The sequence below is a fragment of the Petrotoga mexicana DSM 14811 genome (assembly GCF_002895565.1).
In the GTDB taxonomy this organism is placed as follows: Bacteria; Thermotogota; Thermotogae; order Petrotogales; family Petrotogaceae; genus Petrotoga; species Petrotoga mexicana.
The window spans coordinates 52,552-65,579 of record NZ_AZRN01000013.1; the positions used below are offsets into that span (position 1 = coordinate 52,552).

Sequence of the window (13,028 nt, forward strand, 5' to 3'; positions counted from 1 at the left end):
AATTTAAAATTGACTTTGCAAGAGGAACAAACAGTAAAAAAAGCAAAAAAGGAGCTCCTACTGCCACCATGTGTGAAAGAAAGCTTATTGTTTGAAGCGTTGTGCCATAAATCATACGTTTTCGATAGCGAAAATATTCAAAGAAAACTTGATTCTAATGAAAGATTAGAATTTCTCGGAGATGCTGTTTTGGAGTTAGTTATCTCCGAGTTTCTTTACAATAATTATTACCTTTCCGAAGGAGAAATGTCAAAGGCGAGGGCTATTATAGGAAGCGAGATTATTTTAGCAGAAGTTGCTTTGAAGTTGGGATTAGATGATTTTATTTTTTTAAGTAAAGGTGAAGACAAACAAGGTGGGCGAAGAAAAAAGTCAATTTTATCTGACGCTATGGAAGCACTATTTGCCGGTATATATATTAGCTGTGGTTATGAAAAGGTGAAAAAGTATATTATAAAAAACATGAAAGAATACATTGAGAACGCTGTTGAAGGGAATATTTTTCTCGATTATAAAACGAAGTTACAAGAACTAACTCAAGAAAAAACAAAAAAATTGCCTGAATATGTGTTATTAAGTGCTTCTGGACCATCACATATGAAAAGATACAAGGTGGCAGTTAAATTAGATGATGAGATACTTGGAATAGGTGAAGGCTTTTCAAAAAAATTTGCCGAACAATTAGCAGCAAAAATCGCGTGTGAGAAGTTTTTGAACTCTACTGGCGGGAATGACAGAGTTGATTAAAGACATTGAATTTGTTATATTAAAGAACACCTCTTCAGTATCATTAACGGGAAATTATTGTTATCTGAACTGTAAACATTGTGGTGGCCATTATCTAAATAATATGGCCCGAGTAAAGGATATTGAAAATTTAGTAAAAAAAGGGTTCACTTCTTTTTTAATTAGTGGTGGATTATTGGCTGATAGAAAGGTTCCACTTACTATTTTTGCGGATACACTATATACTCTAAAAACCAAATACAATTTGAAATACAACGTACATACAGGCTACGTGGATGAAAAAGATATCCATGTTTTAAAAGATATCGCGGATACCGTATCTTTTGACCTAGTTGGAGATCAGCAAACTGTTAGAGAGGTTTATGGGAAATTTGATTATGATAAGATGTGGGCTTCTTTCGAATTACTCGTAAATAATGATTTTGTCGTTAAACCACATATTACCATAGGCTTGAATAAAGGAGAATTCTCTCATGAACAAAAAGCAATTGAAAAATTAAAGAAATTCGGAGATCGAATAGATGAAATAATATTTTTAGTTTTTATACCCACCGTTGGAACTGAATTTTATTCTTATCAACCTCCAAAAGTCACTGACGTTGTTTCTTTTCTTTCAAAAGCAAGAAAGGATTTTCCTTATAAAAAGTTAACGCTAGGTTGTATGCATCCTAAAGGGAAATATAGAGAAGAGCTACAAACCAGGCTTTTGGGTATTGTAAATAAAATTGTTCAACCTATTGGCAAAGTTATCGAAAAAGCCGAAAGAGAAAATTACCAGATTAGCTATAGTTACGAATGCTGTGCGTTCTCTTCAAACTGTGGGGTAGGGAGCGGGGCGGAGGGGCGCTATATAAAGTTTTAGATTTTCTAAAAGACTGCATGATGAGTGGAGGTATATTATAAAATGGAGATTCTACCTTCGTACATGAAGTTATATGAATCAGGTGAACTTCATAAAAGACGTGATTATTTGATCAAACGCTTAGAAGAATGTGATCTGTGCCCTCGTCAGTGTAAAGTAAATAGGCTAAAAAATGTGGGATCTTGTAGGGTAGGGAATGAAATAAAAATTTCCGAATATGTTCTTTATCCGGGAGAAGAGCCCGTATTGAAAGGAGAAAATGGTGCAGGTGGTGTTTTCTTTAGCAATTGCACGATGAGATGTGTGTACTGTCAAAATTTCAATTTCAGTCAATTGGGCTTCGGAAAGAAGATTTCTACTGAAGAGTTAGGAAAAATTTTCTTAAAATTGCAGAATGAAATGAAGGCCGCTAATTTAGATTTGGTAACTGCAACTCCATACTTACCGTTTATTTTTGATGCTTTAATATATGCAATAGAACGAGGATTTCGATTACCCATAGTGTGGAATACTTCTTCTTATGAAAGTATAGAAACTTTAAAGTTAATGGAAGATGTCGTTGATATATATTTGGCTGATATAAGGTATACTAGTAATATCGTTGGTAAAAGGTATTCGGGAGTAAAGGATTACTGGAGTAATGCCCAAATAGCTATTAAAGAGATGTATCGTCAAGTTGGTGAAACTTTTCTATTAGATGAAAAGTCTAATATTTTGAAAAGAGGAATAATAATTCGTATTCTCGTTTTACCAAATTTAATAAATCAGGCGAAAGAAGCCTTAAAATTCTTAAAGTATGAAATTTCCAAAAAGATACATGTCAGTTTAATGGACCAGTACGTCCCAGTTTATAAGGCTAAAAATTATGAAAAGTTATCAAGATATTTATACAAATCGGAATATCAGGAAGTAGTCGACTATTTGTATGAATTAGGGTTTGAGAATGGTTGGATTCAGACTCACAAGTTAAAAGAAGATAATGAAGTTTACTCAAGTTTGAAATAAACATTTGCACCTAGCAGAGGGGTGATTTTATGAAAGAAATGGAACTGATGAGGTACGTTCTTGATCAGTCACAAGACGGAGTGATGATAATAGATGAAAGGGAAAGGATTCTTTACATAAACGACTCGGCCTGTAGAATTTTAGGGGTTGATAAAGAAAAAATAATTGGGCAAAATGTAGTTGAAAATGTCCCAAATACAAGATTACATATTGTTTTAAGAACCGGGGAACCAGAATACGACAAATTGCAAAGTTTAGGGGATAAAGTTATTTTAACTTCCCGTATCCCTATAAAAAATGATAACAATGAAACTATCGCAGTTGCGGCTGTTTTTAGAGATATTACTACATTACAAAAGTTAGCCGAAGAGATCACTAATTTAAGAGAAATGGAAGCCCTCTTAAGTTCCATAATTGATTCTACTTCCGATGCCATTTCTGTAGCTGATCAAGAAGGTCGTGTGACTATGGTCAACAGAGCTTATACAAAAATCACTGGACTAACACCGAGAGAGGTTATTGGTAAACCTGCTACTATAGATTTGGCAGAAGGTGAAAGTTTACACATTCAATGTGCAAAAGAGAAAAAGCCTATATACAATGTAAAAAAAAGGTTAGCTACGAACAAAAAAGAAATCGTAGCAAGCGTCACCCCACTTTTTGTTAAGAATGAATTCAAGGGAAGTGTCGCCGTTATTCACGATATTTCCGAGATTCAAAGATTGATAAACGAACTTGAAGCTACAAAAAGGATGTTAAAAAAAGAGAGTGCTACACACACCTTCGATGATTTGGTGGTTAAATCTGAAATTATGAAAGATGTAGTAGCTCAAGCAAGTAAAATAGCGTCAGTAGACGTGAACCTTTTATTAATAGGCGAATTCGGAGTAGGGAAAGAGGTACTAGCACAAGCTATTCATAACGCAAGTGCGAGGAAAGAGGGACCGTATCTCAAATTAAACTTTTCTTTGATCCCAAGAGAAAGACAAGAAGAGTACCTTTTTGGGGAAAATAGTTATCTGGTACAGGCGAATAAAGGGACCCTTTTTTTAGAAAATATAGATCTGATGGATATTGAAATGCAGAGAAAACTTTTAGCCTTTCTTAAAGACAATGTTTTCGATACGAATTATTACGATTTTATTCCCGATGTTAGGTTCATCTTTTCTACAACCGAAGATTTAAAGGTTCTTTCTAGTTTGGGGAAATTTTCTAAAGAGCTTTTATACAAAATTTCAGTAGTAAATATCGAAGTTCCACCATTAAGAGAAAGAAAGGAAGACATACCTGAGCTGGCTCTGCAGTTACTACATAGTTTAAATAGAAAGTATGGAAGAATAGTTTATGGATTTACTGAGGATGCCTTGAATAAATTGATGAATTATTCGTGGCCAGGGAACATAAGAGAATTGGAGAATGTAATTGACCGGGCCATGTTGGCAATGGATAACAGTGATTCCTTAGTTACTTCTACACACATTCCCGATTTGGTAGAAAAGGTAGAGGAAGTTACAGGAACGCTTAAAGAGATGACTGAAGATTTTGAGAAGAAGGTAATTATGGAAGTACTGGAAGCAAGCCACGGTAATAAAACAGAAGTTGCCCGAAAATTAGGCTTAACCGTTAGGAACCTTTATTATAAGCTGGATAGATACGGTATCAAGTGAGGTTTTAATGTGAATAGGGGGATGAACATTGAAATTTGAATTTCGGCTAGAGCGATTGAAAGATCTAAAAAAAATTTTAGAAGATAATGCAAGAATAGAATTGGGTAAAAAAAGCAAACAAAGGCAGTTAGTTGAAGACGAAATTAATCAGATTAGTAATAAGATCGATACCTTTTCAACAGAATTTATAAAAGAGGTAAAAGATACTATCTCAATTACTAAACTTTCAAATATGATAGAGTATAAAAATTATTTAAATGAACAATTATCACATCTACACTCTGTACTACAAGAGAAGTTACAAGAAGAAGAAATTGCAAGGCAGAATTATTTAAAGGCCAAAAACGAAAAAGATATTCTTCAAAAACTTAAAGATAAAAGATTTGACGATTTTAAAATTCAGGAAAAGAGGACCGATATAAAAGAATTAGATGAAATTGCCAGATTAAGCCATCATCCAGGGGAGGAGAATTATGAATAAAATCAAAGTTTTGTTCTTGTGTTCGAGAAATTCTGCAAGAAGTCAGATGGCACAGGCGTTTTTGAAGAAATACGGAGATGATAAGTTTGAGGCTTTCAGCGCTGGATTAGAAGCAAGTGAAATTCATCCTTTGACTATAAAAGTCATGGAAGAAAAAGGAATATCTATGTCCGAGCAATACTCAAAAAGTTTGGATATATACTTGAACGATAGATTTGGTTTTTTAATAACTGTCTGCTCCAAAGCAGAAAAAGAATGTCCTTTTTTCCCTGGCGTTAGTATAAGATTATATTGGCCTTTTGATGATCCAGCTGCTGTCCAAGGTTCTGAAGAAGAACAATTAGAAGTATTCCGAAAAGTAAGAGATCAAATAGAAAAAAAAGTAAGCGATTTCGTGGAAAATACTGATAAATACTCCAATATAAAAGATAATTTTCGAGTGTAAATACTTTATTATATTTACTTTATTTTTCACAGAATTAACCTTCAGCTAAAGTTTGTTTGTTATAATGAATTCATAAAAAAATTAATAAAGAAGAAACCTCTTTCTGTATAATGCCGATAATATGGTTCGGCAGTTTCTACCGAACAGCCGTAAACTGTTTGACTACAGTAAGAGGGGTTAGAGATTTTTATATCAATATCCTACCTCTCTGCTGTAGAAGAGGTAGGATTTTTTATTTTGATATTAAAAAAAGGAGAGATAACTTTGAGTAAGAAAGTCCTTTTGATATCTGGAAGTCAATCAGATGAGATTTTTGTAAAAACTGCCATTGACCTCTTTGAAGAATGGAAAATGAGTTACGATTACAAAGTGTTTAGTGCTCACAGGAATTTAAAAGAGTTAACCAAATTTATTGAAGAACTTCCCACTAACGAGTATAGTGTCATAATAGCTGTCGCCGGTCTTTCTGCTGCCTTACCTGGTGTAATCGCTTCATTAACCAACCTCCCCGTTATTGGTGTTCCCAGAGATGTAGGTCCTTTAAATGGAATAGATGCACTACTTTCCATGGTACAGATGCCTAGTGGGGTGCCTGTTGCAACCATGGGAATTGGAAGTAGTGGAATGAAAAATGCAGCATACTTTGCAAAAAGGTTGATAGAAGGTGAAAAAGATGGAAGATAAGAAAAATTTTGAGCTTTTATACGAAGGGAAAGCCAAAAAAGTATACAAGTTCGATGAGAAGAAATTGTTGATAAAATTCAAAGACGATGTCACAGCGTTCAACGGATTAAAAAAAGATCAAATCCTTAACAAAGGTAAAATTAACAAAAAGATTTCCAAGTTCTTTTTTGAAATGCTGAATAATCAAGGTATAAATACCCATTACATAAACGATTATGATGAAACCTCTTTCGTCGCAAAATGGACGGATTTAATTCCACTTGAAGTTATAATTAGAAATTACACCGCGGGCAGTTTTTGTAAAAGATATGGTGTGAAAAAAGGATTGATACTTGATTATCCTTTAGTTGAATTTTCTTTGAAAAATGACGAGTTAGGAGATCCCATGATCACAAAAGATGCTGTCCTTCTTTTGAAAATTACCAAAGAACACGTCTTAGATCAAATTATTTCCATTTCTAAAAAAGTCAACGATATTTTGAGTGATTATTTAAAATCTAAAGGAATTATTTTGGTGGATTTTAAATTAGAGTTCGGAATCAGTAAAAACGATAATAAAGTTACGTTGATAGATGAGATTTCACCTGATACATGCCGTTTTTGGGACGCAAATACTATGGAATCTCTTGACAAAGATGTGTATAGGGAAGAAAAGGGAGATCTACTAAACGCCTACGAAGTATTGCTTGGGAGGTTAGATATATGATTAAGGAGGAGCAGAAAACTTTCCGATTTGAAGTAAAAGTAAAGTTAAGAGAAGGAATTTTAGACCCACAGGGAGCTGCTACTTTCAAGGTTTTAAGAAGGTTGAATTACAACGTTGAAAGTGTAAGATTTGGAAAAAGTATAGAATTAGACATAAAAGAAGATAGCTATGAAACAGCCAAAGATAAAGCTAAAGAAATAGCGTATAAAATTTTAACCAATCCTGTTTTAGAGGATTTTGAAATCATCGATTTGAATAGGAAGTGAACAGTATGAAGAATGAGAATTCGTTAAAGGCTGGAATTATAGTTTTCCCTGGTTCAAATTGTGATAGAGATGCAAATTTTGCTTTGACGATTAACGGTTTTGATACGAAATATATATGGCATGATTTTAATCAATTATTGGATTTTGATTTAGTTTTTATTCCAGGAGGATTTTCCTATGGAGATTATTTAAGAGTGGGGGCATTAGCAAGATTTTCTCCAGTAATGAACTCTGTTGAGAAGTATATATTAAACAAAAGAGGATTGGTTTTAGGGGTTTGTAATGGTTTTCAGATATTAACAGAAGCAGGGATATTACCTGGAGTATTAACTGTCAACACGTCTCATAGATTCATATGTAAGGATGTTGAAGTTGAGGTCATAAATTATGATACGCCGTTTATTAATAACGTTCAAAAAAAGATTTTAACTTTACCTATAGCCCACAAGGAAGGCCGTTATATTATTAAAGATAACAAACTTAATCCTAAAAATATTGTATTAAAGTATAAAGAGAATCCCAACGGTTCATTTGATGATGTAGCAGGCATAATAAATGAAGAATACAATGTCTTTGGTTTAATGCCTCACCCAGAAAGAGCTTGTCATAGCGTATTAGGTAATGAGGACGGTAATTACATTTTTCAATCTATCAGGAGGTATTTGACTAGTGCAGAATCAATTAACAATTAAAGAGATAGCGTTGGAATTAGGTATTTCAGGTGAAGAATTTGATCTTATCGAAGAAAAGTTGGGGAGATTACCCAACGAATTTGAAACATACCTTTTTTCTGCCCAATGGTCTGAACATTGTGGTTACAAACATTCTAAACATTATCTAAAAAAAATTAATGAATCTTATGAAAGCGAAAATGCGGGATACGTTCAAATTGGAGGAAAATCTGTTGTTTTTAAGGTCGAAAGTCACAACCATCCCTCTGCTGTAGAACCTTATCAAGGGGCAGCCACTGGTATTGGTGGGATAGTTAGAGACATATTGGCTATGGGAGCAAGGCCCATAGCACTTTTAGATTCGCTGAAATTTGGTAATATTTCTGATCCAAAGGTGAAGAACATTTTCGAAGGTGTTGTTTCAGGTATAAGTGACTATGGAAATTCTATTGGTGTCCCAACGGTAGGTGGAGAGACTTCATTCAATGAAATATATTCAACAAACCCTTTGGTAAACGTGATGTGTATCGGTGTCGCTAACAAAAATCATTTGGCATCTTCCCACGCTGATGGACCTGATAAACTTCTTGTATATGTAGGATCTAAAACTGGACGTGATGGAATCCATGGGGCCTCTTTTGCATCAAAAAAATTGAGTGGAAAAGATGACAGACCTTCAGTCCAAGTTGGAGATCCCTTTACAGAAAAGAACCTAATCGAAGCGACACTTGAGATACTGAAAATAAAAGGGGTAAGGGCTTGTCAAGATATGGGAGCTGCCGGTGTTCTTAGCTCTACTTCTGAAATGGCTTATAAGGGTGGAGTTGGTTGTGAACTTTATTTAGATAATATACCGAAAAGGCAAGAGGATATAGAACCTTGGGAAATAATGCTTTCTGAATCTCAAGAGAGGATGCTTTTTTTGGTTAATCCTGGTACAGAGAAAAAAGTAGAAGACGTCTGTAATAAATACTTAATCGATTTTGCAATTATCGGAAGGACAATTTCTACCCCTCATTACGTTGTGAGAGAAAATAGTGAAGGCAAGGTTCTTGCTGATCTTCCAATAGAGATCTTAGTTAACGCCCCTGAATATTATAGAAACAATACCACTCCTTCAACTTATATATTGAACAAAGCAAAAAAATACCCAAAAACAAAGATAAAAGATATAGATAAAATATTAAAAATATTGTTATCAAACCACAATATATCTAGTAAAAAATGGATATATCAACAGTATGATTTTAAAGTTGGAACAAATACAATATTGATACCAGAACAAGCCGATAGTGCGGTACTATGGTTAAAAAACACTCATAAGGCGATGGCTGTAACGATTGATAGCAACGAACTTTACACCTATTTAGATCCATTTGAGGGTACCAAGAACGTTGTATACGAAGCCGCTAGAAATCTGATCTCTGTGGGTGCAAAACCTTTAGCTATCACGGACAACCTTAATTTTGGTGATCCTGATGATCCCGAAGTATCCTGGCAATTTGAAAAAAGTATTGAAGGTTTAATTGAAGCTTCAAAAGAACTTTCTACCCCAGTGGTTAGTGGTAATGTTAGTTTTTACAATTCGTATTATGAAACATCAATTTTTCCTACGCCTGTGATCGGTATGATTGGGGAAATTAAAGATATAAAAAAAATAGTTAATTTAAAATTCAAGGATTGTGGTGATTTAGTATATTTAATTGGAAAAACAGATATCAATATTGATAAGATAGGTGGAAGTCTTTATTTAAAAGTTCTTGAAGGTTTTGTAGGTGGAGAAATCGACTTTGTAAACCCAATGTATGAAAGATATTTGCAAAACTTTATATTGGATCTAATAGAAAAAGGTATTTTAAAAAGTGTGCATGATGTTTCAAAAGGAGGTTTGCTCACTGCTTTGGCGGTGTCCTGTATATTGAGTAATCGTGGTTTTAAAGGTATTTTAGATACTTCCATAGAAGATCTTCTCGGAGAGAATCAAGGTAGGTTCATTGTATCTGTTAGTAGAAAAGATTCCTATACTTTTGAAGATATTGCTAAATCATCTAACATCAACGTTAAAAAATTGGGAGAGATAAAATCCAGTGATGACGGAATTGATATCGGCAGCGTTTGTTTTGATTTAAAAGAGCTTAGAAACATCTATTTTGGTAGTATTTCAAAAAGTGTGGAGGAATAATTAAATGTTGATGGAAAATTGTGGTTTGTTTGCCGCATATTCAAAGAGTGAAAAGTACAACGTAAGTGGCAGAATTGTTGAAGGTCTTTTGGCACTTCAACATAGAGGCCAAGAATCTGCAGGGATCTCTGTATCAGATGGCACTAAGATTACAACTTATAAGGGTAAAGGCGTAGTCAATAGAGTTTTCGGGGGCGGTGTATCAAAAAAAATTAACGGTTATTTTGGGATCGGGCACGTAAGATATTCAACGAAAGGTCTCTCTAATTTCACAAATGCTCAACCGCTTACTATAAAATATAAAAATGAATTTTTTTCCATAGCACACAACGGTCAAATAGAAAATGGCCCTGAATTGAAAGAGAAATACGAAGAGCAAGGCTCCATATTTATGACAACTTCAGATACTGAACTTTTTCCCCATCTTTTAGTTAATAAACTAAAAGGATCTCCTTCAAGTTGGAAAAGTGAAGAAATAGGTAAGTTAATTGCTGAAAATATATCTCCTTCTTACTCTCTACTTTTCCTTTTCAAAGATAAAATTATCGCTTTTAGAGATCCTTTTGGATACAGACCTTTAAGTATTTGTGAAACAGAAAATGGAATTTATGTAGCTTCAGAAGACAGCGCTTTCAAATTTTTCCCACTTAGAAACGCTAAAATTAGAGAAATAAAGCCCGGTGAATTAATTGAAATAAAGGATGGAAAGATTAAAAGTCATGTAATATCTTCGAATAGTCCTAAGAAGTTTTGCTTTTTTGAACATGTTTACTTCGCAAGGCCCGATTCAAATATATTTGGTGATAATGTGCACTTAATGCGTGAAAAATTAGGAGAATTATGTGCAAAAGAAAATTCTATCGATGCTGATATAGTCATTCCAGTAATGGATAGTGGCTTTTCTGCTGCTCTAGGATATTCAAAAGCATCTGGTATTCCGTTAGAAATGGGCTTAATGAGAAACAAGTATGTTGGAAGAACTTTTATCGACCCCGATTTGCAAGAAAGAAAGTTGGGAGTTAGACGTAAACTTTTACCTGTTAAAGAAGTTATAGATAACAAAAGAGTTATTTTAATTGATGATTCTATCGTCAGAGGAACAACGATGAAACATATCGTGAAGATGCTAAGGGAGAATGGTGCTAAACAAGTTCATATAGGAATAGCCTCTCCAATGGTTGTTAATGCATGCCATTGGGGGGTTGATATTCCTACGAAAGAAGAATTAATCTGCGCAACTAAAACGGTTGAAGAAATTAGAGAAATTCTTAATGCAGACTCTCTTAATTTTATTACTTTGGAGAATTTACTTGCTTCTTTAGGTGAAAATGGAAAGAATTATTGTTTTCACTGTTTTATAAAAGATTAAAATTTTTAAAATGGGTGGGCAGCTGGGCGAAGGGGAGCAAATTTCATAGAAGACACTATAACCAAAATTGGGAGGCAATTTATGTTTTATAAAAACTCTGGTGTAGATATAGACAAAGCTAACGAATCAATTAAAGAAATCCGATCGTTTATAGGTTCCAATATAGGTGCATATGCGGGGGTATTTCCTCTTAAAGATGAAATATCCAATTATAAAAACCCTTTTTTAGTAGCTACTTCTGATGGAATAGGTACAAAGCTTCAATTGTTAAGAAAGTATGAAAGATGGGATATAGCCGCCCAAGATTTAGTGGCCATGAATTTAAACGATTTGGTTTGCATGGGGGCAAAGCCTTTATTTTTCTTAGATTATTTCTCTACATCAAACTTAAACAAGAATCATTTTGTCACTTTCATTCGACATTTAAAAAATATTTTAGATGAATATGAGTGTGTTCTTTTAGGCGGAGAAACTGCCGAATTGCCAGGTGTTTTTAGAAACGAGAGTGAAGATATCGCTGGTTTCGCTGTTGGAATAGTTGAAAAAGATCACATATTCGACTATTCAAAGATAGTGTCAGGTGATAAGCTTATTGGTCTTTCTTCATCCGGGATACATTCAAATGGATATTCTTTGGTTAGAAAATTACTGGATGAAAGAAAAATTCCCTTCACAGAAGAACTTTTAAACCCTACAAGAATATATGTTAAACAAACTTTAACGTTGCTTAATTATATAAAAGGTGCTGCCCACATAACGGGTGGGGGAATAATCGATAACTTGCCCAGAATAATCCCTGATGGTTTTTGCGCAGAGATAAAGGTTAATTGGGAGACTCCTTCTATCTTTGAAAGTATCAAACAATCAGGTGTCTCTGATGAAGAAATGTTCAAAACCTTCAACATGGGTATCGGTATGATATATGTTGTTCCTGAAAATAATTTTTCTGAAATTACAAAAATATTCGAATCTGTTTTGAGGGAAGATTTTTTCATTATTGGAGAAGTGAAATCGGCAAACGATTCAAACCAAAAGGTTAAAATCATTAGGTGAACAAATTTATTAGGAGCGATATACTGTGAAAAAGATAGTAATTTTAGCCTCAGGTAACGGGACAAATTTTGAAGCTATATGTAAATATTTTTCGAAATCTTCCAAAACTAGTATAATTAAATTGATAACGGATAACAAGAAAGCTTACGTAATAGAAAGAGCAAAAGGATTGGGAATAGATTATGAAATAATAGACTATTCCTCTTTCAAATCAAAAAAGGAGTATAACGATTATCTTTTTGATCGTTTGAAAGATCTAGATTTTGATCTAATGGTACTAGCAGGATATATGAGAATATTACCAGGCTACATAGTTAGATATTATGCCGATAAAATAATAAACATTCATCCTTCTCTTTTGCCGAAATACCCTGGTTTACGTTCAATAGAAAGGGCGTATAATAATAAAGAAGAATACACAGGAATAACAATTCATTACGTAGAAGAGGAAGTTGATACTGGGAAAATCATATTACAAAAAAAGTTAAAAGTAGACAAAAATTGGGATCTTGAAAAGTTGGAGGAAGAAATTCATAAGTTAGAGCATCAATATTATCCTCAAGTAATTGAGAATCTTTTGAGCAATTCTGATGAATATAGCTAGAGAATGATGGATGGCTGTCAAATGAAAGGGTAAAGCCTTTTTTAATCCTTATAGAAGGACTGAGGGGAAAAGCACTGATTCCTTTCCTTATATGGGTGGGGGGGACAAGGTGAAAGAGCAAAGTCTTCTACTCTTCCTTATGGGTGGGCTGCGGGGCGAAGGGCGCTAATAAAGACTAAGCACAACGTAGAAAAAAGTTAGCCTTTTTTCAAAAATAAGATTTTGATTTTAAAAGGGTTTACAGGGCGGAGCCCTCACTCCAGTGGGGTTTAAGGGACCGCAGGTC

Annotated in this window: 14 protein-coding genes and 1 riboswitch; all 14 genes read left to right on the forward strand. The window is 34.0% G+C overall.

The window, feature by feature from the left end; translation table 11 throughout:
• Window positions 1–9 precede the first annotated feature (9 nt).
• The 14 genes from rnc (at window position 10) to purN (ending at window position 12,742) form a co-directional block, all read left to right on the forward strand.
• The gene (rnc, locus tag X927_RS04510) at window positions 10–747 is read left to right on the forward strand and encodes a ribonuclease III (protein ID WP_245855472.1); all 738 of its coding nucleotides are present in this window, start codon (window positions 10–12) and stop codon (window positions 745–747) included.
• Complete coding sequence (gene lipS1 / locus X927_RS04515) at window positions 731–1,609, forward strand: LipS1 family lipoyl synthase (protein ID WP_103076911.1); 879 nt, start codon at window positions 731–733, stop codon at window positions 1,607–1,609. The genes rnc and lipS1 overlap by 17 nt, the downstream gene beginning before the upstream one ends.
• A gap of 42 nt (window positions 1,610–1,651) precedes the next feature.
• Window positions 1,652–2,614 (forward strand): radical SAM protein, encoded by a 963-nt coding sequence (locus tag X927_RS04520; RefSeq protein ID WP_103076912.1) that lies wholly within the window; start codon window positions 1,652–1,654, stop codon window positions 2,612–2,614.
• A gap of 29 nt (window positions 2,615–2,643) precedes the next feature.
• On the forward strand, window positions 2,644–4,281 hold the full coding sequence (locus tag X927_RS04525) for a sigma-54 interaction domain-containing protein (RefSeq protein WP_103076913.1): 1,638 nt from the start codon (window positions 2,644–2,646) through the stop codon (window positions 4,279–4,281).
• A 28-nt stretch (window positions 4,282–4,309) separates the two neighbouring features.
• The gene (gene fliJ, locus X927_RS04530) at window positions 4,310–4,762 is read left to right on the forward strand and encodes a flagellar export protein FliJ (RefSeq protein WP_103076914.1); all 453 of its coding nucleotides are present in this window, start codon (window positions 4,310–4,312) and stop codon (window positions 4,760–4,762) included.
• Window positions 4,755–5,207 carry an arsenate reductase ArsC gene (locus X927_RS04535; RefSeq protein WP_103076915.1) on the forward strand — a complete coding sequence of 151 codons (453 nt, stop codon included), beginning with the start codon at window positions 4,755–4,757 and terminating at the stop codon, window positions 5,205–5,207. Before fliJ ends, X927_RS04535 begins: the two co-directional genes overlap by 8 nt.
• Before the next feature lie 83 nt (window positions 5,208–5,290).
• A riboswitch (purine riboswitch) is annotated at window positions 5,291–5,392 on the forward strand.
• A 79-nt stretch (window positions 5,393–5,471) separates the two neighbouring features.
• Complete coding sequence (locus tag X927_RS04540; protein WP_103076924.1) at window positions 5,472–5,891, forward strand: 5-(carboxyamino)imidazole ribonucleotide mutase; 420 nt, start codon at window positions 5,472–5,474, stop codon at window positions 5,889–5,891.
• Window positions 5,881–6,597 (forward strand): phosphoribosylaminoimidazolesuccinocarboxamide synthase, encoded by a 717-nt coding sequence (purC, locus tag X927_RS04545; protein WP_103076916.1) that lies wholly within the window; start codon window positions 5,881–5,883, stop codon window positions 6,595–6,597. The genes X927_RS04540 and purC overlap by 11 nt, the downstream gene beginning before the upstream one ends.
• A complete protein-coding gene (gene purS, locus X927_RS04550; protein WP_103076917.1) occupies window positions 6,594–6,863 on the forward strand; it encodes a phosphoribosylformylglycinamidine synthase subunit PurS in 270 nt (89 codons plus the stop codon). The genes purC and purS overlap by 4 nt, the downstream gene beginning before the upstream one ends.
• 5 nt (window positions 6,864–6,868) lie before the next feature.
• Window positions 6,869–7,555 carry a phosphoribosylformylglycinamidine synthase subunit PurQ gene (gene purQ, locus X927_RS04555; RefSeq protein WP_103076918.1) on the forward strand — a complete coding sequence of 229 codons (687 nt, stop codon included), beginning with the start codon at window positions 6,869–6,871 and terminating at the stop codon, window positions 7,553–7,555.
• Window positions 7,533–9,716 (forward strand): phosphoribosylformylglycinamidine synthase subunit PurL, encoded by a 2,184-nt coding sequence (gene purL, locus X927_RS04560; protein WP_103076919.1) that lies wholly within the window; start codon window positions 7,533–7,535, stop codon window positions 9,714–9,716. Before purQ ends, purL begins: the two co-directional genes overlap by 23 nt.
• A gap of 4 nt (window positions 9,717–9,720) precedes the next feature.
• Window positions 9,721–11,085 carry an amidophosphoribosyltransferase gene (purF, locus tag X927_RS04565; protein WP_103076920.1) on the forward strand — a complete coding sequence of 455 codons (1,365 nt, stop codon included), beginning with the start codon at window positions 9,721–9,723 and terminating at the stop codon, window positions 11,083–11,085.
• A gap of 81 nt (window positions 11,086–11,166) precedes the next feature.
• The gene (purM, locus tag X927_RS04570) at window positions 11,167–12,138 is read left to right on the forward strand and encodes a phosphoribosylformylglycinamidine cyclo-ligase (protein WP_103076921.1); all 972 of its coding nucleotides are present in this window, start codon (window positions 11,167–11,169) and stop codon (window positions 12,136–12,138) included.
• 25 nt (window positions 12,139–12,163) lie between these two features.
• A complete protein-coding gene (gene purN / locus X927_RS04575; RefSeq protein ID WP_103076922.1) occupies window positions 12,164–12,742 on the forward strand; it encodes a phosphoribosylglycinamide formyltransferase in 579 nt (192 codons plus the stop codon).
• The last annotated feature ends 286 nt before the right edge of the window (window positions 12,743–13,028 follow it).

Excerpts from the sequence above, each read along its gene's own strand:
- lipS1 (WP_103076911.1), top strand. The coding sequence starts at position 731 with ATGACAGAGTTGATTAAAGACATTGAATTTGTTATATTAAAGAACACC.
- purM (WP_103076921.1), top strand. The coding sequence starts at position 11,167 with ATGTTTTATAAAAACTCTGGTGTAGATATAGACAAAGCTAACGAATCA.
- purQ (WP_103076918.1), top strand. The coding sequence starts at position 6,869 with ATGAAGAATGAGAATTCGTTAAAGGCTGGAATTATAGTTTTCCCTGGT.
- purF (WP_103076920.1), top strand. The coding sequence starts at position 9,721 with ATGTTGATGGAAAATTGTGGTTTGTTTGCCGCATATTCAAAGAGTGAA.
- X927_RS04520 (WP_103076912.1), top strand. The coding sequence starts at position 1,652 with ATGGAGATTCTACCTTCGTACATGAAGTTATATGAATCAGGTGAACTT.
- X927_RS04535 (WP_103076915.1), top strand. The coding sequence starts at position 4,755 with ATGAATAAAATCAAAGTTTTGTTCTTGTGTTCGAGAAATTCTGCAAGA.
- purS (WP_103076917.1), top strand. The coding sequence starts at position 6,594 with ATGATTAAGGAGGAGCAGAAAACTTTCCGATTTGAAGTAAAAGTAAAG.
- purC (WP_103076916.1), top strand. The coding sequence starts at position 5,881 with ATGGAAGATAAGAAAAATTTTGAGCTTTTATACGAAGGGAAAGCCAAA.
- X927_RS04525 (WP_103076913.1), top strand. The coding sequence starts at position 2,644 with ATGAAAGAAATGGAACTGATGAGGTACGTTCTTGATCAGTCACAAGAC.